17 protein-coding genes and 1 other RNA gene are annotated in these 18286 nt (G+C 64.7%); 6 read left to right on the top strand and 12 right to left on the bottom strand.

What is annotated here, in order from left to right; translation table 11 throughout:
* Positions 1-88: 88 nt before the first annotated feature.
* Both ligA and ffs read left to right on the top strand, forming a co-directional pair.
* Positions 89-2419, top strand: coding sequence for an NAD-dependent DNA ligase LigA (gene ligA, locus M2S36_RS03390; RefSeq protein ID WP_333956703.1), 2331 nt, complete (start codon positions 89-91; stop codon positions 2417-2419).
* A 280-nt stretch (positions 2420-2699) separates the two neighbouring features.
* An RNA gene (gene ffs, locus M2S36_RS03385) (signal recognition particle sRNA small type) lies at positions 2700-2796 on the top strand.
* A gap of 28 nt (positions 2797-2824) precedes the next feature.
* On the opposite strand, the gene M2S36_RS03380 is transcribed toward ffs, so the two are convergent.
* Entirely contained in the window at positions 2825-3244 is a 420-nt protein-coding gene (locus M2S36_RS03380; protein WP_241105875.1) for a helix-turn-helix domain-containing protein, read from the bottom strand.
* An 82-nt stretch (positions 3245-3326) separates the two neighbouring features.
* On the opposite strand from M2S36_RS03380, the gene M2S36_RS03375 reads away from it, so the two are divergent.
* The gene (locus M2S36_RS03375) at positions 3327-3815 is read left to right on the top strand and encodes a DUF2938 domain-containing protein (protein WP_207830004.1); all 489 of its coding nucleotides are present in this window, start codon (positions 3327-3329) and stop codon (positions 3813-3815) included.
* A gap of 164 nt (positions 3816-3979) precedes the next feature.
* Here the strand turns inward: M2S36_RS03375 and M2S36_RS03370 are convergent, their stop codons facing one another.
* Positions 3980-4747 carry a substrate-binding periplasmic protein gene (locus M2S36_RS03370; protein WP_333956702.1) on the bottom strand — a complete coding sequence of 256 codons (768 nt, stop codon included), beginning with the start codon at positions 4745-4747 and terminating at the stop codon, positions 3980-3982.
* Between the two features lie 122 nt (positions 4748-4869).
* Here M2S36_RS03370 and dnaX point away from each other — a divergent pair, with 122 nt between their 5' ends.
* From dnaX to recR, 3 genes are all read left to right on the top strand, one after another.
* Entirely contained in the window at positions 4870-6948 is a 2079-nt protein-coding gene (gene dnaX / locus M2S36_RS03365; RefSeq protein WP_207830009.1) for a DNA polymerase III subunit gamma/tau, read from the top strand.
* Between the two features lie 64 nt (positions 6949-7012).
* Positions 7013-7348 carry a YbaB/EbfC family nucleoid-associated protein gene (locus M2S36_RS03360; protein ID WP_003259671.1) on the top strand — a complete coding sequence of 112 codons (336 nt, stop codon included), beginning with the start codon at positions 7013-7015 and terminating at the stop codon, positions 7346-7348.
* 298 nt (positions 7349-7646) lie between these two features.
* Positions 7647-8249: a recombination mediator RecR gene (gene recR / locus M2S36_RS03355; RefSeq protein ID WP_003259670.1), complete on the top strand. Its 603-nt coding sequence runs from the start codon at positions 7647-7649 to the stop codon at positions 8247-8249.
* Positions 8250-8290: 41 nt separating this feature from the next.
* On the opposite strand, the gene M2S36_RS03350 is transcribed toward recR, so the two are convergent.
* The 10 genes from M2S36_RS03350 to M2S36_RS03305 all read right to left on the bottom strand — a co-directional run bounded on the left by M2S36_RS03350 (position 8291) and on the right by M2S36_RS03305 (position 18284).
* The gene (locus tag M2S36_RS03350; RefSeq protein ID WP_009683910.1) at positions 8291-8839 is read right to left on the bottom strand and encodes an adenine phosphoribosyltransferase; all 549 of its coding nucleotides are present in this window, start codon (positions 8837-8839) and stop codon (positions 8291-8293) included.
* Positions 8840-8894: 55 nt separating this feature from the next.
* On the bottom strand, positions 8895-9629 hold the full coding sequence (gene fnrA, locus M2S36_RS03345) for a Crp/Fnr family transcriptional regulator FnrA (RefSeq protein WP_016711709.1): 735 nt from the start codon (positions 9627-9629) through the stop codon (positions 8895-8897).
* A gap of 185 nt (positions 9630-9814) precedes the next feature.
* Positions 9815-11197: an oxygen-independent coproporphyrinogen III oxidase gene (hemN, locus tag M2S36_RS03340; protein ID WP_063912765.1), complete on the bottom strand. Its 1383-nt coding sequence runs from the start codon at positions 11195-11197 to the stop codon at positions 9815-9817.
* A 142-nt stretch (positions 11198-11339) separates the two neighbouring features.
* Entirely contained in the window at positions 11340-12023 is a 684-nt protein-coding gene (locus tag M2S36_RS03335; RefSeq protein WP_207830012.1) for a sulfite exporter TauE/SafE family protein, read from the bottom strand.
* Positions 12016-12231, bottom strand: coding sequence for a cbb3-type cytochrome oxidase assembly protein CcoS (ccoS, locus tag M2S36_RS03330; protein ID WP_087499884.1), 216 nt, complete (start codon positions 12229-12231; stop codon positions 12016-12018). Before ccoS ends, M2S36_RS03335 begins: the two co-directional genes overlap by 8 nt.
* Positions 12210-14684, bottom strand: a complete 2475-nt coding sequence (locus M2S36_RS03325) for a heavy metal translocating P-type ATPase (protein WP_241105873.1) — start codon at positions 14682-14684, stop codon at positions 12210-12212. The genes ccoS and M2S36_RS03325 overlap by 22 nt, the downstream gene beginning before the upstream one ends.
* Positions 14685-14834: 150 nt before the next feature.
* Complete coding sequence (locus M2S36_RS03320; RefSeq protein ID WP_207830018.1) at positions 14835-15359, bottom strand: FixH family protein; 525 nt, start codon at positions 15357-15359, stop codon at positions 14835-14837.
* A gap of 15 nt (positions 15360-15374) precedes the next feature.
* Positions 15375-16790, bottom strand: a complete 1416-nt coding sequence (gene ccoG, locus M2S36_RS03315) for a cytochrome c oxidase accessory protein CcoG (RefSeq protein WP_207830021.1) — start codon at positions 16788-16790, stop codon at positions 15375-15377.
* 322 nt (positions 16791-17112) lie between these two features.
* Positions 17113-18090, bottom strand: a complete 978-nt coding sequence (gene ccoP / locus M2S36_RS03310) for a cytochrome-c oxidase, cbb3-type subunit III (RefSeq protein ID WP_207830023.1) — start codon at positions 18088-18090, stop codon at positions 17113-17115.
* Positions 18087-18284, bottom strand: coding sequence for a CcoQ/FixQ family Cbb3-type cytochrome c oxidase assembly chaperone (locus tag M2S36_RS03305; RefSeq protein ID WP_015271138.1), 198 nt, complete (start codon positions 18282-18284; stop codon positions 18087-18089). The genes ccoP and M2S36_RS03305 overlap by 4 nt, the downstream gene beginning before the upstream one ends.
* Between the last annotated feature and the right edge of the window lie 2 nt (positions 18285-18286).

Below are 18286 nucleotides of genomic sequence, written 5' to 3'. Positions count from 1 at the left end.
CGAAGAGGCCGGCACAGGCAATAAATACCTCAAGCCCCCGGCACCACCCCCAGGCTGCTCTTTTGCTTTGCAAGAGAAGACAAATCCCATGACCGCCGAAACCCGCATCCACGAACTGCGTTCCCAGCTCGACCAGCACAACTACCGCTACTACGTGCTCGACGAGCCCAGCGTGCCCGATGCCGAATACGACCGCCTGTTCAACGAGCTCAAGGCGCTTGAAGCCGAATACCCGCACCTGGTAACCCCTGACTCGCCCACCCAGCGTGTCGGCGGTGCAGCCTTGGCCGCGTTCAGCCAGGTGCGCCACGAAGTGCCGATGCTCAGCCTGGGCAACGCCTTCGAAGAAGCCGACCTGCGTGAGTTCGGCCGTCGCGTGGTAGACGGCCTCGACCAGCCCGGTGCGGTCGACTACAGCTGCGAGCCCAAGCTCGACGGCCTGGCCGTAAGCTTGCTGTACCGCGACGGCCAGCTGGTACAGGGCGCCACCCGTGGCGACGGCACCACCGGTGAGGATATCAGTGCCAACGTGCGCACCGTGCGCAACATCCCGCTCAAGCTGCAAGGCGAGGGGTGGCCGGCGGTGCTGGAGGTGCGCGGTGAGGTGTACATGAGCAAGGCCGGTTTCGACCGGCTCAACGCCGCCCAGGCCGAAGCCGGCGGCAAGACCTTCGCCAACCCGCGCAACGCCGCCGCCGGCAGCCTGCGTCAGCTGGATTCGAAAATTACCGCCAGCCGCCCGCTGGAGTTCTGCTGCTATGGCGTCGGCCAGGTGTCCGCGAGCATCGGCGACAGCCACATCGGCATCCTCGAACAGCTCAAGGCCTGGGGCCTGCCGATCAGCCGCGAGCTCAAGCATGCCGCCGGCATCGAAGAATGCCTGGCCTACTACCGCGACATCGGCGAGCGGCGTAACAGCCTGCCCTACGAAATCGACGGTGTGGTGTTCAAGGTCAACAGCCTGGCCGCCCAGCGCGAACTGGGCTTCCGCGCCCGTGAGCCGCGCTGGGCAATTGCCCACAAGTTCCCGGCCATGGAAGAGCTGACCGAGGTGCTGGATGTCGAGTTCCAGGTCGGCCGCACCGGCGCGGTAACGCCCGTGGCACGCCTGAAGCCAGTCAAGGTCGCCGGTGTGACCGTGTCCAACGCCACCCTGCACAACATGGACGAAATCGCCCGCCTGGGCCTGCGCATTGGTGACACGGTGATCATCCGCCGCGCCGGTGACGTGATCCCGCAGGTGATGCAGGTGGTGCTGGAGCGCCGCCCGGAGGATGCCCGCCCGGTGCAGGTGCCGAGCGAGTGCCCGGTGTGCGGCTCGCAGGTCGAGCGTACCCAGCTGGTCAAGCGTAGCAAGGGCAAGGAAACCACCAGCGAGGGCGCGGTGTACCGCTGTGTCGGTCGCCTGGCCTGTGGCGCCCAGCTCAAGCAGGCGATCATCCACTACGTGTCGCGCCGCGCCATGGACATCGACGGCCTGGGCGAGAAGAGCGTCGAGCAGTTGGTGGACGAAGGCCTGATTGGCTCGCCGGCCGACCTGTACAAGCTGGAGTTCGACCAGATCGTCGGCCTGGAAGGCTTTGCCGAAGTGTCCAGCAGGAAGCTGCTGGATGCCATCGAAGCCAGCAAGCGCCCGGTTCTGGCGCGCTTCATCTACGCCCTGGGCATCCCGGACGTAGGCGAGGAGACCGCCAAGGTACTGGCCCGCTCGCTGGGTAGCCTGGCGCGAGTGCAGCAGGCGCTGCCGCAGGTGCTCACCTACCTGCCGGACATCGGCCTGGAGGTGGCCTACGAGATCCACAACTTCTTCCAGGACGAGCACAACCGCAAGGTCATCAAGCAGCTGCTCGACAGCGGCATGCAACTGCAGGACGAAGGCGAGCTGGCTGCCGAATTCGCCGCCAGCACCACCCTGGCCGGGATGATCGCCAAGCTCGACATCGCCTCGGTTGGCCCGACCGGTGCCGAAAAGTTGGTGGCCAAGCTCGACAGCCTGGACAAGATCATCGCCGCCGACGGTATCGACCTGCGCCAGGCCCTGGCGGCCAAGCAGGCCGAAGCTGTGCGCGAGTTCTTCAAGGATGAAGCCAACCAGAAGCTGGCCCGGGACATCGAGGCACAATTACTGGCGTTCGGCATGCACTGGAGCAGCGAGAAGAAAGTGGCTGAAGGCTTGCCGCTGGCCGGCCAGACCTGGGTGCTGACCGGTACCCTGGAGCGCATGAGCCGCGATATTGCCAAGGAGAAACTGGAAAGTCTGGGGGCCAAGGTAGCGGGTTCGGTTTCCGGCAAGACCCACTGTGTGGTGGCGGGGCCGGGGGCGGGCTCCAAGCTGGCCAAGGCCAGTGAGTTGGGGGTGAAGGTGCTCGATGAAGATGCCTTTGTCACCTTCCTGGGCGAGCAGGGCATCGCTGTCTAGAAGTCCTTGCACGGTCCATGTGGGAGCGGGCGTGCCCGCGAACACGGGCGAAGCCCGTGCCATCCGCCGCGGCGCCTGCTCCCACAGGTCCTGCGCTGGTCTTGCTGTCAGCGCCACCCCTGTAGGAGCGGGATCACCCGCGAATTGGCAGCTCCAGGCCACCCCGGCCGGGACAAGTCATTGAGAAATGATGACTTTTTCTCCTCCAGAGGTTGTATCTGCCCCCAAGACCGGTACAATGGCGCCACTCGCTGCTCAGCGAGCCTTGTAGTGGTGGCCCCATCGGTCCCCCCGCATTGATTACCCGTTAACCTGGTCAGGCCCGGAAGGGAGCAGCCATAGCGGGAACATCGAGTGCCGGGGTGTGGCTGGTGGGGCCGCCTCCATTTCCGGGGGCCGAAAACCTCAATCTGCAGTGAACGCCTTAGTTCTGTCCTGCTTCTCGCCCAATACCCCCGCCGCCGACAGCTTCATCAGCCGCTGGAATTTCGGGCATGCCAGGTGATCTTCCTCAGGGCACTGCGCCGCATGCCGCAAGCCCTTGCTCATCGCCTGCAAGCGCCTGATCCGTGCATCCAGTTCGTCGGCCTTGGCGATCAGCATCTGCCGGTCGACCTGCAGCTCCACCAGCATCGCCCCCACTTCATCCAGCGAAAACCCCGCAGCCTGGCCCAGGGCGATCAGCGCCAGTCGGTCTGCCACATCGGCTGCGAACTGCCGCCGCTGGCCAGGTCCGGCGAGTGATTTGAGCAGGCCTTTCTTCTCGTAGTAGCGCAGCGTCGAGGCGGGTACGCCTGTGCGTTTGGCGACGTCGGCAATGTCCATTTCGGGCCCTTGACTTGAAGTTGACTTCAACTTCTATGCTGCGCGGCAGAGTGATGACCGTCAATCTTCGAGGGCTTGTTCAATGACGTTTGCTGCGATGGTTTCCGCTGCCTTGCCGATTGGCATTGGCGCCACGGTGATGATGGACCTGTGGGGGCTGCTGCTGAGGCGGCTGGGTGTCGCCACGCTGAATTTCGCCATGGTTGGGCGTTGGGCGGGGCATCTGCTGTACGGGCGTGTGCGGCACCAGGCGATTGCCAAGGCTGAGCCGGTCCGGCATGAGCTGGCGTTGGGGTGGGGGATTCATTACGCCATCGGCGTGCTGTTCGCGATGCTGCTGGTTGTGATCGTGGGCGAGGGTTGGCTACTGGCGCCTACAGTGTTGCCTGCGCTGGTTGTTGGTGTGGGGACCGTCGTGGCGCCGTTGTGCTTCATGCAGCCGGCGATGGGGGCGGGGTTCTTTGCGTCGAGGACGCCGACGCCGGCGCGCAACTGCCTGAAGAGCCTGGCTACGCATTTTGTGTTTGGCGTGGGGTTGTTCTTGAGTGCGGATTTGCTGGCTTTGGTGTGAGGGCCAACGGGTCAAGATTTCTGGACGGTGCTGGGAATGGGCATGCCCGCGCAGAAGGTGACTCGGTGGATGGCACCGGCGTTGCCGGTGTTCGCGGGCTCGCCCGCTCCCACAGTGATCGCGCCGACTTCGAGATTGTTGGTGCCTGCCGGTATTCCAGGAAATCAGGGGCGAGCCACAGACATGGTGGTCGGATAGCCCGCCCCACCATGGCGCTGCACAATTCGCTCGACTTCCCCCGACTGCTTCATCCGCACCAGCGCCCGCAACACTTCTTGTGCCGGTATCGCCGGGTCGTTACGCACCATGCACCCCAGGTCCTGTTCCTCCAGCACTGCCAGCGGCTGCAGGCGCTGTTCCGCCGGCAAGCCCTGGTTGAACCACTGCAACGATAACTGGTTGCTTACCGCATGCCGATACCGCCCGGCCTGCAGCTTCTGTAGCACCAGCAACTGGTTGCGGCTGTCTTCACGGTGCAGTCGGCCCTGGTCAAGCAATGGCTGCAGGGTCGAATAGGTGTAGCCCAGCACCGTGCCGATCGCCTGGGGTGGCAGTTGTTGCAGAGATAGCGGGGGGCTGTCGCCCGGGCGGCCGACCAGCAGGTCGCGCTGGTGAATCAGTGGAATGCTCCAGACAAAATTCCTTGGAGGGTCATCGAACCACTGGCTGCTGACATAACAGCGCACGTCGATATCACCGTGGACCATGGCCTCCTGCAGGCGCAGGCGGGCCATCATATGGTAAACAGGGCGTGCGCCCACCTCTTTGGCTAACGCCTGCGTCAGGTCGTACAGCAGGCCTTCAACCGGCTGGTCACCTTCGATGCGCACCAACGGCATGCTCCAGCTCTCGGCCACGGAAAAGCGCAGCAGCGGCTGTTCGGCCATGCCCTGCGAGGTCCAGAGCAACAGCAAGGCCAGTAATCTTCGCAAGGCTTATCCTCCCTGGACAGCGTACAGTTTCATAGCTTAGCCGAGCTGCGCAGGGTGCAATTTTGCCCCCGCTCCGCTAGCATTAGCGATCTTCCGCTCGATCAGGCTACGATGGTTTTTCGATGAGTTATCAGGTTCTTGCACGTAAATGGCGTCCGCGCTCGTTCCGCGAAATGGTCGGCCAGGCCCATGTGCTCAAGGCCTTGATCAACGCCTTGGACAATCAGCGCCTGCACCATGCCTACCTGTTCACCGGTACCCGGGGCGTGGGCAAGACCACCATTGCGCGTATCATCGCCAAGTGCCTGAACTGCGAAACCGGTATCACCTCCACGCCCTGTGGCACCTGTTCGGTGTGCCGGGAGATCGACGAAGGCCGTTTCGTCGACCTGATCGAGATCGACGCCGCCAGCCGCACCAAGGTCGAGGACACCCGTGAACTGCTCGATAACGTGCAGTACGCCCCGAGCCGTGGGCGCTTCAAGGTCTACCTGATCGACGAAGTGCACATGCTCTCGACTCACTCGTTCAACGCCTTGCTCAAGACGCTGGAAGAGCCGCCACCCTACGTCAAGTTCATCCTTGCCACCACCGACCCGCAGAAACTGCCGGCCACCATCCTGTCGCGCTGCTTGCAGTTCTCGCTGAAGAACATGAGCCCGGAGCGGGTGGTCGAACACCTCAGCCATGTACTGGCCGCCGAGAATGTGCCGTTCGAGCCGGACGCCCTGTGGCTGCTGGGCCGCGCGGCCGATGGCTCGATGCGTGACGCGATGAGCCTGACCGACCAGGCCATCGCCTTTGGCGAAGGCAAGGTGCTGGCCGCCGATGTGCGGGCCATGCTTGGCAGCCTCGACCATGGCCAGGTCTACGGTGTGCTGCAGGCGCTGCTCGAAGGCGATGCCCGGGCCTTGCTGGAGGCCGTGCGCAACCTGGCCGAGCAGGGGCCGGACTGGGCTGGCGTGCTGGCCGAGATGCTCAATGTGCTGCACCGCGTGGCGATTGCCCAGGCGCTGCCGGAAGCGGTGGACAACGGCCAGGGCGACCGTGAGCGAGTGCTGGCGCTGGCCTCGGCACTGCCGGCCGAGGATGTGCAGTTCTATTACCAGATGGGCCTGATCGGCCGCCGTGACCTACCCCTGGCGCCGGACCCGCGTGGCGGTTTCGAAATGGTCCTGCTGCGCATGCTGGCGTTCCGCCCGGCCGACACCGACGATGCGCCGAAGCCGGTACTAAAGCCAGCGGGGATCAGCCAGGCCACAGCTGATCCTGCAACACCGGTGGCAGCGCCGGCGGTTGCCGTGGCGCCGCCGGCTGCTGCTGTCGTGGAGCCTGTTGCACCGGCTGCCGCGCCACAAGTGCAGGCGCCCGCACCGGTCGAGCCAGCGCCACAGCCGGTTGTAGAGCCTGTGGTGGCGGCTGAGCCTGCCCCGGTTTGTGAACCTGAGCCAGAACCCGAACCAGAGCCCGTGGCAGAGGCGGTTGACCTGCCATGGGAAGAGCCCGCACCAGCGCCCGCACCGGTAGTGGCCGAGCCTGCGCCGGCTCCTGCACCGCCCCCTGCGCTGGCGCCGGCGCCTGCCGCCCCGGCACACGACGACGAGCCGCCCTTCGACCCGTCCGCCTATGCCGCCGTGGGCATGGACCGCGACGATGAGCCGCCACTGGACGAAGACTATTACGGCGGTGAGAGCGACCCGGTCGGCTTCAGCTACCTGGACGAACTGGCCGAGCACGTCCAGGAAGAAGCACCCAGGCCGGCAGCCGAGCCGCTGCCAGCAGCCAAGCCAGCCACCGGCCTGGCCCTGCAATGGCTGGAATTATTCCCACAGTTGCCTGTGTCCGGGATGACAGGCAACATCGCGGCAAACTGTACGTTGATCGCCGCTGATGGCGACGACTGGTTACTACACCTGGACCCTGGCCAGGGTGCGCTGTTCAACGCCACCCAGCAGCGGCGCCTGAACGAAGCGCTCAACCAGCACCTGGGGCGCACGCTGAACCTGCGTATCGAACTGATCCTGCCCGAGCAGGAAACCCCGGCCCAGGCAGCGGCGCGCAAGCGTGCCGAGCGCCAGCAGGACGCAGTCAACTCGATCGAACAGGATCCGTTGATCCAGCAGATGATCAAGTTGTTCGGCGCCAAGGTGCGGCAGGATACTATTGAGCCTGTAGAAGCCCTGGTGAATCAGGGCCAGTAACGGATAACCATGCGGCCGGCCCGGTGCCGGGCCGCATCACATGACCCAATCGAGGTATACCCCCATGATGAAAGGTGGCATGGCCGGCCTGATGAAGCAGGCCCAGCAGATGCAGGAAAAGATGCAGAAGATGCAGGAAGAGCTGGCCAACGCCGAAGTCACCGGCCAGTCCGGTGGCGGCCTGGTGAGCGTGGTGATGACCGGTCGTCACGACGTCAAGCGTGTCAGCATCGACCAGAGCCTGATGTCGACTGATGAAGACGACAAGGAAGTGCTGGAAGACCTGATCGCCGCCGCGCTGAACGACGCTGTGCGCAAGGTCGAGCAGAACAGCCAGGACAAGATGGGTAGCATGACCGCTGGCATGCAGCTGCCGCCGGGCTTCAAGATGCCGTTCTAAGGGCATTTGCGTTACCGAAAACCGCCGCTGACAACAGCGGCGGTTTTTTTGTTGGTGAGATTTCAACCCTGGTGCGGTCTGTTTTTTTGTGGGAGCGGCCTTGTGTCGCGAAAGGGGCGCGCAGCAGCCCCGGCAATTCACGCTGCGAAGCTGAAATCCCGGGGCCGCTGCGCGCCCCTTTCGCGACACAAGGCTGCTCCCATAAACAAGGCGGACCGCACAGGTCGCGGGGCCGATTTGACGCCATTGCCCCCCGCTGGGTATAAACCGCCTCTTATTTGTTTGTCAGGCCTTTCCCATGAGCTTCAGCCCTCTCATCCGCCAACTGATCGATGCCCTGCGTATTCTCCCGGGTGTCGGCCAGAAAACCGCCCAGCGCATGGCCCTGCAACTGCTCGAGCGTGACCGCAGTGGCGGCCTGCGCCTGGCCCAGGCCTTGACCCAGGCCATGGAAGGAGTTGGGCATTGCCGTCAGTGCCGCACCCTGACCGAGCAGGAGCTGTGCCCGCAATGCGCCGACACGCGCCGTGACGATACCCAGTTGTGTGTGGTCGAAGGGCCGACCGACGTGTATGCGGTGGAGCAGACCGGCTACCGTGGCCGTTACTTCGTGCTCAAGGGCCATTTGTCACCGCTGGATGGCCTGGGGCCGGAGGCGATCGGGATTCCGCAGCTGATGGCGCGGATCGAGGAACAGGGCACCTTCACCGAGGTGATCCTGGCGACCAACCCGACGGTGGAAGGGGAGGCGACGGCGCATTACATTGCCCAGTTGCTGAGCGAGAAGGGCCTGGTGGCGTCGCGGATTGCCCATGGCGTACCGCTGGGCGGCGAGCTGGAGCTGGTGGATGGTGGGACCTTGGCCCATGCCTTTGCGGGGCGGCGGCCGATTTCGCTCTGATTCAGAATTGCCGGGGCTGCAAAGCAGCCCCAAAATCAAACTCAGTACTCGCTGAGCGAAAACTCGGTCAGGCAGAAGGTCGGCACACCCGCCGCCTGCAAACGGCGCGAGCCGTCCAGTTCTGGCAGATCGATGATCGCCGCCGCCTCGAACACCTGCGCCCCGGTCCGACGCACCAGGTTGGCCGCTGCCAGCAGCGTACCGCCAGTAGCAATCAAATCATCGAAGATCAACACCGAATCCCCTTCGCACAGGCTGTCGGCATGCACTTCCAGGAAGGCTTCGCCGTACTCGGTCTGGTAACCCTCGCTCAGCACGTCGGCCGGCAGCTTGCCCTGTTTGCGGAACAGGATCAGTGGTTTGTTCAGCTGGTGGGCGATGATCGAGCCAATCAGAAAGCCCCGCGCATCCATGGCACCGATGTGGCTGAACTCGGCTTCGACATAGCGCTCGATGAACTGGTCGGCCACATAGCGCAGCCCGCGCGGCGACTGGAACAGCGGGGTGATGTCGCGGAAGATCACGCCGGGTTTGGGGAAGTCCACTACCGGGCGGATCAGGGCTTTGAGGTCGAAGGCGTCGCTGTGCATTGTTGCGGGTATCCTGGAAAAACGAATGCCCAAGTATACCCGCTAAACGCCGGCTTCAGGCCTCGATTGCACCACCGGCCAGCGCGCATAGCTGGATCGGGTCGAGGATGTGCACTTCCTTGCCTTCGGCACGGATCAGGCCGTTCTGCTGGAAGCGGGTGAACACCCGCGACACGGTTTCCACCGCCAGGCCCAGGTAGTTGCCGATTTCGTTGCGCGACATGCTCAGGCGGAACTGGTTGGCCGAATAGCCGCGGGCGCGGAAGCGCGCCGACAGGTTGACCAGGAAAGTGGCAATACGTTCGTCGGCGGTCTTTTTCGACAGCAGCAGCATCATTTGCTGGTCGTCGCGGATTTCCCGGCTCATTACCCGCATCAGCTGGCGGCGAAGCTGCGGCAGTTGCACCGACAGCTCGTCGAGGCGCTCGAACGGAATTTCGCACACCGAGGTGGTTTCCTGGGCCTGGGCCGATACCGGGTAAGCCTCGGTATCCATGCCCGACAGGCCGACCAGCTCGCTGGGCAGGTGGAAGCCGGTAATCTGTTCTTCGCCGCTGTCGCTGAGGCTGAAGGTTTTCAGGGCGCCGGAACGTACCGCGTAGACCGAGCCGAAATTGTCACCCTGGCGGAACAGGAACTCGCCTTTTTTCAGCGGCCGCCCACGCTTGACGATTTCGTCCAGTGCATCCATGTCTTCCAGGTTCAGTGACAGAGGCAGGCACAGGGGGGCCAGGCTGCAGTCCTTGCAATGGGCCTGGTTGTGTGGGCGCAGTTTGACTGGCTCGGACATTTTCATTCGATCCTTGTGGGAAAGCACACATAAGACGTAAGGGTAACTCACGGCGTAGGTTGTAGGCCAGCGTGCGCTGCTGTGGTGCGAGCTGGACTGGCCGCGGCGGGTGCGCGCCGGGGCCTTCGCTGTGCCCATGGTGTGCCTGGCAAGGAAACTTGTCCATGCGGTTGAACGACTCGGTTTCAGATCACCCGCGAAAAGCGCTGGCGGTTGTGCATTGCCAGGTAGGCGTCGAACACCATGCACACCGAGCGCGCCAGCAGGCGGCCGGCCGGCAGGATGCGGATGCCCTTGTCGTCCAGGCGGATCAGGCCGTCGCGCTGCAAGGTCAGCAGTTCCGGCCAGAGGTCGTTGAAGTAGCCGCGAAAATCGATGGTGAAGGCCTGTTCGATCGGCTCGAAATCCAGCTCGAAATGGCAGATCAGCTGCTGGATCACCGCGCGGCGTATGCGGTCGTCGTGGTTGCACAGCAGGCCGCGCTGGGTGGCCAGCTGGGCGTTGGACAAGCTGTCCTGATAGGTGTTGAGGTCGCTGCTGTTCTGGCAGTACAAGTCACCGATCTGGCTGATGGCCGACACGCCCAGGCCGATCAGGTCGCAGTGCCCATGGGTGGTGTAGCCCTGGAAGTTGCGCTGCAGGGTGCCTTCCTCCTGGGCGATGGCCAGCTCGTCGTCGGGCAGGGCGAAGTGGTCCATGCCGATGTAGCGGTAGCCGGCTGCGGTCAGTTGGTCGATGGTGGCGTGCAGCATCTCCAGCTTGGCGGCCGCGCTGGGCAGGTCATTGCTGTCGATGCGCCGTTGCGGCATGAAACGCTCGGGCAGGTGGGCGTAGTTGAACACCGACAGGCGGTCGGGTTGCAGGCGGATCACTTCTTCGACGGTGCGGGCAAAGCCTTCCGGAGTTTGCTTGGGCAGGCCGTAGATCAGGTCGAGGTTGATCGAGCGGAACTGCAGGGTGCGCGCGGCTTCGATCAGGGTGCGGGTCTGCTCCAGGCTCTGCAGGCGGTTGACCGCGCGCTGCACGGCCGGGTCGAGGTCCTGCACGCCCAGGCTGACGCGGTTGAAGCCCAGTTCGCGGAGCAGGCCCATGGTCGACCAGTCGGCCTCGCGCGGGTCGATCTCGATGCCGTAGTCGCCGGAATCATCGTCCAGCAGATGGAAGTGCTGGCGCAGGGTGGCCATCAGCTGACGCAGTTCCACATGGCTGAGGAAGGTCGGTGTGCCGCCGCCGAAATGCAGCTGTTCAACACGTTGTTTAGGGGCGAGGTGGCAGGCGATCAGCTGGATTTCCTGCTCCAGGCGCTGCAGGTAGGGCGCGGCGCGGCCGCGGTCCTTGGTGATGACCTTGTTGCAGGCGCAGTAGTAGCAGATGTTGGCGCAGAATGGCACGTGCACGTACAGCGACAGCGGGCGCACGGCCCGACGGCTCTCGCGCAGGGCGTGGAGCAGGTCGAACGAGCCCACTTCGCTGTGCAGTTGCACGGCGGTCGGGTAAGAGGTGTAGCGTGGTCCGGCCAGGTCGTAGCGGCGGATCAGGTCGGTATCCCAACGTAGGTCGTCGAGCATGAGGGCGGTCCCCGGAAAGAGCAGCAGTGCCCCGGAGTCTATGGCCGTCTGTAGGAATCTGTGTTGATTTGTATCAAGGGCATTGGGGCTGCTCTGCAGCCCTTCGCGGGCTTGCCCGCGAAGGGTCGCAAAGCGGCCCCGATCAATGCCCCATCAACCAATGCTGGTGCGGTCCAGGCATGGTCCAGATACCAAACAGCATCACCAGCACCCCGCCAGCCACCCGCACACTGCGTCTTTTCAACAAAATGTTTACCCGCTCCGCGGCTAATCCGGTAGCCAGCAGCACCGGCCAGGTCCCCACGCCGAACGCCAGCATCAGCGCCGCGCTGTACCCGGCATTGCCTTGGCTGGCTGCCCACAGCAAGGTGCTGTACACCAGGCCGCATGGCAGCCAGCCCCACAGCGACCCCAGCAGCAACGCGCGGGGCAGGCTGGACACTGGCAGCAAGCGCGACGCCACTGGCTGGATATGCCGCCACAACCCCCGGCCCAGCGCCTCGATGCGGGTCAGCCCGCTCCACCAGCCGGCCAGGTACAGCCCCATGGCGATCAACAGCAGCGCCGCCACCACCCGCAGTGCCAGCGCCGCCGGGCTGCTGGCCACGGCCCAGCCGGCCAGGCCCAGCAGCAGGCCGGCACAGGCATAACTGAGAATGCGCCCAAGGTTGTAAGCCAGCAGCAGGCGCAAACGCCGGCCACGCTGTTCGGGTGGGATGGCAAGGGTCAGCGCGCCCATCAGGCCGCCGCACATGCCCAGGCAGTGGCCGCCGCCGAGCAGGCCGAGGATCATCGCCGAGCCCAGCAGGGGCAGCAGGTCAGGCACGGGGTGGGGGTTCCTTGTCGGTGTCGGCCTGGCTGTCGTCAGGCTTCACCGCCGCCTGGTGGCGCGGGTCCTGGTCGTCGAACAGGATGCTGTGGGCCGGGCTTTCCAGGTCGTCGTACTGGCCACTGTCCACCGCCCAGAAGAAGATGTACACGGCCACGCCGACCAGCAGCAGGGCCGCGGGGATCATGACGTAGAGGGCGGGCATGGTGACTTCCTCCCAGGCAGGGGCGCTTCATTCGTTGGCAAGCCCGATGCCAAGGGCAGGCGGGTCAGGCGCAGGGCGTTGAGCACCACGATCAGTGAACTGACCGACATGCCGATGGCTGCCCATACCGGGGTGATCCAGCCGAGCGCGGCAAACGGCAACATCAGGCCATTATACAGGGTCGCCCACAGCAGGTTCTCGAGGATGTTGCGGCGGGTGCGGCGGGCCAGTTCGAAGGCCTGTACCAGCGCCTGCAGGCGGTTGGACAGCAGCACGGCGTCGGCGCTGGTCTTGGCCAGGTCGGTGGCGCTGCCCATGGCGATGCTGATGTCGGCGGCGGCCAGCACCGGCACGTCGTTGACCCCGTCGCCCAGCATCAGCACCTTGTGCCCGGCTGCCTGCAGCGCCTTCAGCCGGTCCAGTTTGTCGTCCGGGCGCAGGCCGCCGATGGCCTGGTCGATGCCCAGCTGTGCGGCCACTTCGGCAACCATCGGCGAGCTGTCGCCGGACAGCAGCAGCGTGCGCCAGCCACGGGCCTTGCAGGCTGCCAGCAGGGCAGGGGCATCGTCGCGCAGGCGGTCGTCCAGGCCAAACCAGGCCAGCGGGCCCTGGCGGTCGCCCAGCAGCAGCCACTGTCCGCGTGGCTCCGGTACACTGGGGATCTCCGCGCCGCTCAGGGCACAGACGAAGGTGGCCTGGCCAATGCGCAGGTGCTGGCCTTCGACCAGCCCTTCCAGGCCCAGGCCAGGTACGGTCTGCACATCGTCAGCAGGCGTGGCGGTGCGGCCGAAGGCACGGGCGATGGGGTGTTCGGAGCGGTTTTCCAGCGCCGCGGCCAAGGCCAGGCAGCGGTCGGCGGGCAGGCTGCCGAGCGGGCGGATGCTGCGCAAGGTCAGGCGGCCTTCGGTCAGGGTGCCGGTCTTGTCGAAAATCACCGTGTCGATCTGGTTCAGGCCTTCCAGCACATGGCCGCGGGTCACCAGCAGGCCGAGCTTGTGCAAGGTGCCGGTGGCCGCAGTAAGCGCCGTTGGCGTGGCCAGGGACAGCGCGCAAGGGCAGGTCGCTACCAGCATGGCCAGTACGATCCAGAACGCCCGCGCCGGGTCCAGGTGCCACCACCACAGGCCGATGGCTGCGGCGGCCAGCAGCGAGAACAGCAGGAACCACTGCGAGGCCCGGTCGGCGATTTCGGCCAGGCGTGGTTTCTCGGTCTGGGCGCGTTCCAGCAGACGGACAATGGCCGACAACCGCGAGTCGTGGCCGAGGGCTTCCACTTCCACGTTCAGGGTGCTTTCGACATTCAGGGTGCCGCCGGTAACCCGCTCGCCGACTCGGCGTGGTTGCGGCAGGTATTCACCGGTCAGCAGCGATTCATCGACGCTGGAGCGGCCTTCGACGATGCGCCCGTCGGCGGGGATTACTGCGCCTGGCAGCACCTGTACCGTGTCACCGCACTGCAGTTCGCTGAGCAGGATGCGCTCGCTGCGGCCGTGGGTGTCCAGGCGCAGGCACGAGGCCGGCAGCAGGTTGACCAGCTGCGCAGTGGCCGCGGCGGTGCGTTCGCGGGCGCGGCGCTCCAGGTAGCGGCCAGTGAGCAGGAACAGCGCAAACATGCCCACGGTGTCGAAATACAGCTCGCCGCTGCCGGTGATGGCGGTCCAGATGCCCGCGCCGAAGGCCAGGCCAATGGCCAGCGACACCGAAACGTCCATGGTCAGGTGGCGGGTGCGCAGGTCGCGTGCCGCGCCCTTGAAGAACGGTGCGCAGCTGTAGAACACGATGGGGATGGTGAGGAACAGCGCCACCCAGCGCAGGATGGTGTGCAGTTCGGGCGACAGGTCGATGTTGAATTCCGGCCAGGTGGCCATGGTTGCCATCATCGCCTGAAACCACAGCAGCCCGGCCACGCCCAGGCGGCGCAGGGCGCTGCGGTTCTCGCGGGCCAGTTGCTCGGTGGCCTGGTCGGGCTGGTAGGGGTGGGCGGCGTAGCCGATCTGGCGCAGCTCGGCGAGCAGGCGCGAGAGTGGCAGTAGCTTGTCATCCCAGTTCAGCAACAGGCGGTGGTTGGACAGGTTCAGGCGTGCTTCGGCAACACCGGGCAGGTTGCGCAGGTGCTTTTCGATCAGCCAGCCGCAGGCGGCGCAGCTGATGCCTTCGACCAGCAGGGTAGCTTCGGCCAGATCGCCGGCATGGCGCACGAAGGTTTGCTGTACGTCGCTGCGGTCGTAGAGGGCCAGTTCGTCCTGTAGCTGATTGGGCAGGGCCTCGGGGTTGGCGCTGTTGTCGCTGCGGTGCTGGTAGTAGTGCTCCAGGCCACCGGCAACGATCGACTCGGCCACCGCCTGGCAGCCGGGGCAGCAGAACTGCCGGGGTTGGCCGAGGACCACGGCGCTGAAGCGGTTGCCGGCGGGGACGGGCAGGGCGCAGTGGTAGCAGGGGGTGGGCTGGGTCATCACATCATTTGCCTTACACAAATCGGCTGGTTGGGCACGGTGCCTGTGGGAGCGGGTTCACCCGCGAAAGCGTCAGATCCGGCGATGATGCTTTAAGGTCTGACGCCTTCGCGGGTAAACCCGCTCCCACAAGGAGCGGCGGAGGTGCGTTTATCGGTGCTCGGCCCCCTGGAGCGCTTCATCACCCAGCTGCAAGGTCACACCATGCTCCACCTTTTCTTCCTCGAACAAGCGCCACACCTGGCCGCCTTCGCTCCCCAGCAGTTCGACGAAGCGCCGCCCGTCGACCTTGTCTTCCAGCTGCCCCACATAGCGCCCTGCCTCGACCCTGCTCAGCAGCACCTTGCGGTCTTTCTCCGGCTGGGTCGGCGAAATCAGGTTCAGCTCCAGGCTCTGCGGGTCGCTGTTGCCGGCCAGGCGCACGTCCACTTCGCCGGTCAGCTCGTCCAGGTGCACGCCGGCCTTCAGGCCCAGGTTCTGTGCCAGCAGTTCTCGGTCCAGCGAGCGGTTGATGCCCTTGCCGGCCTCGTAGTAATTGTCGTTCACCAGGTTGTCCGGGTTGTGCACGGCGATGCTGACCATGGTCAGGCTCAGGCACACCGAGGTGGCGAGGATACCGATGATGATCCAGGGCCAGAGGTGCTTGTACCAGGGGCTGGCGGCGGTGGCAGGCATTGGTGGTTATCTCTCTTAGCGGATCTGTGGGCCGATGAAACGGCTCTTGGCTTCAACCTGGGCGTCGCTGTCATCGGCGCTCTTGAGGATGAAGGTGATTTCGTTGGTGGTCGACGGCAGTTTCTCGGGCGCGACCGACAGTTGCACCGGCAGGCTGACGATATCACCAGCGTCCACGCGGATCTCGCGCTGGCCTTCAAGCTTCAGGTCCGGCAGGCCAGTGGCGTCCAGCACGTAGACGTGGTCACGCTGGTCCTTGTTCATCACCTTCAGGCTGTACACGTTCTCGATCCGCCCCTGGGCGTTCTCGCGGTACAGCACACGGTCCTTGCTGACGTCGAAACCGACCAGCGAACGGGTGGCGAAGGCGGTGGCCAGGCCGACCATCATCACCAGCAGTACCACGGCGTAACCGATCAGCCGCGGGCGCAGCAGGTGGGTCTTCTGCCCGGACAGGTTGTGTTCGGTGGTGTAGCTGATCAGCCCTTTGGGGTAGTTCATCTTGTCCATGATGTTGTCACAGGCGTCGATGCACGCGGCGCAGCCGATGCACTCGATCTGCAGGCCGTCACGGATGTCGATGCCGGTGGGGCAGACCTGCACGCACATGGTGCAGTCGATGCAGTCGCCCAGGCCCGCAGCCTTGTAGTCCAGGTCCTTTTTGCGCGGGCCGCGGGTTTCGCCACGGCGCGGGTCGTAGGAAACGATCAGCGTGTCCTTGTCGAACATCACGCTCTGGAAGCGCGCGTAGGGGCACATGTACACGCACACCTGCTCGCGCAGCCAGCCGGCGTTGCCGTAGGTGGCGAGGGTGAAGAAGCCGACCCAGAAGTAGGCCCAGCCGTCGGCCTGACCGGTAAAGAATTCGGTGGCCAGTTCACGGATCGGCGAGAAATAGCCGACGAAGGTCATGCCGGTGACGAAACCGATCAGCAGCCACAGGCTGTGCTTGGCGAACTTGCGCAGGAACTTGTTGCCGCTCATGGGGGCTTTGTCGAGCTTCATGCGCTGGTTGCGGTCGCCCTCGGTGACCTTTTCGCACCACATGAAAATCCATGTCCACACGCTTTGCGGGCAGGTGTAGCCGCACCACACCCGGCCGGCGAACACGGTGATGAAGAACAGGCCGAAGGCAGCAACGATGAGGATGCCTGAAAGCAGAATGAAGTCTTGCGGCCAGATGGTGGCGCCGAAGATGTAGAACTTGCGCTCGGGCAGGTTCCACCACACGGCCTGGTGGCCGCCCCAGTTCAGCCACACGGTGCCGAAGTACAGCAGGAACAGCACTGCCCCGCCGACCATGCGCAGGCGTCGGAACAGGCCGGTGAAGGCACGGGTGTAGATCTTTTCCCGGGAGGCGTAGAGGTCGACGGAATCCTTCCCTTTGTTGGCAGGCGGGGTCACGTCATGTACCGGAATTTGCTTGCTCATCATCAAGTCCCACGGCAGTGGAGAAACGCCGCAGCCAGTGCGTGCCGGCCGCAGTCTCGCGCAATCTGCTAGCGCTCTGCGGCCCATGATACGCCGCTGATGGCGGTATGGGGCTGCACTGCGACCTTTAGTCGCGTTGGGTTCGTGGCACGAATCGTGTTATGGCAGGTGTCAATTGATCCAGGTCATGGAGCCTGCAACAAATGTGTTTTCAGTACCGGCCTCTTCGCGGGTGAACCCGCTCCCACAGGGACCGCACAGATTCTGACGCGAGCGCAGTGCCTGTGGGAGCGGGTTTACCCGCGAAGAGGCCGGGCCTGCCTTACTCGGCCTTGGCCGGTTCGGCCTGCTGCGACAGGCTGTAAACATACGCCGCCAGCAAGTGCACCTTGTCATTCCCCTGCAACTGCTCCTGGGCCGGCATCTGCCCCTGGCGGCCATAGCGGATGGTCTGCTGCAGTTGCGCAAAGCTCGAACCGTAGATGAACGCCTGCGGATGGGTCAGGTTTGGCGCGCCCATGGCCGGCGTACCCTTGCCCTCGGGCCCGTGGCAGGCCACGCAGTTGGCGGCGAAGATCTTCTGCCCGTTCTCGGCATCGGCCTTCACGCCTTCTGGCAGGGTACGGCCATCGAGCTTGCTGACCACGAACGCGGCCACGTCGGCCACGCCCTGGTCACCGATCACCTCGGCCCAGGCCGGCATCACGCCGTGGCGGCCGCCCATGATGGTGGTCTTGATGGTGTCCGGCTCGCCGCCCCAGCGCCAGTCGTTGTCGGTGAGGTTAGGGAAGCCGAAGGCACCCTTGGCGTCGGAGCCGTGGCACACCGAGCAGTTGGAAGCGAACAGCCGCGCGCCCATCTTCAGGGCCTGCGGGTCCTTGGCCACCTCAGTGATGGGCATGGCCGCGAACTTGGCGAAGATCGGCCCGAAGCGGGCGTCGGCCTTGGCCATTTCCTTTTCCCACTCGTGCACGCCGGTCCAGCCCGGCTGGCCGTTGGAGAACTCGGTCTGCTTGTCGTTATCCAGGTACGAGTAGCCCGGCAGGATGCCTTTCCAGTTGCCCAGGCCCGGGTACAGCACCAGGTAGCCGAGGGCGAAGACGATGGTGCCGACGAACAGCCAGAACCACCATTTCGGCAGCGGGTTGTCGTACTCCTCGATGCCATCGAAGGCATGCCCGACGGTTTCGTCGGTGACCTCTTCGCGCTGGCCCTTGCGGGTCGACAGCAGCAGCCAGGTCAACGAGAAGATGGTGCCCAGGGTCAGGACGGTAACGTACAGACTCCAGAAGGTTGTCATTGTTTTTTGCTCCCAGAAGCTTTTGCGTGCTCTTGCTCGACGTGGCGGCAGGCCTCGGGGTCATCCGCGAAGGGCAGTTGGGTGGCTTCGTCGAAGTCCTTTTTACGCCGTGGGTTGAACACCCACAGCGCCAGGCCCACGAAAGCCACCATCACCACGACGGTGCCCAGGCCGCGAATCATCCCGATATCCATCA

The sequence above is a fragment of the Pseudomonas sp. SF2 genome, from assembly GCF_036858055.1.
GTDB lineage: Bacteria > Pseudomonadota > Gammaproteobacteria > Pseudomonadales > Pseudomonadaceae > Aquipseudomonas.
The sequence above is the reverse complement of the archived record's forward strand: the minus strand, read 5'-3'. Positions and strand labels throughout refer to the sequence as shown.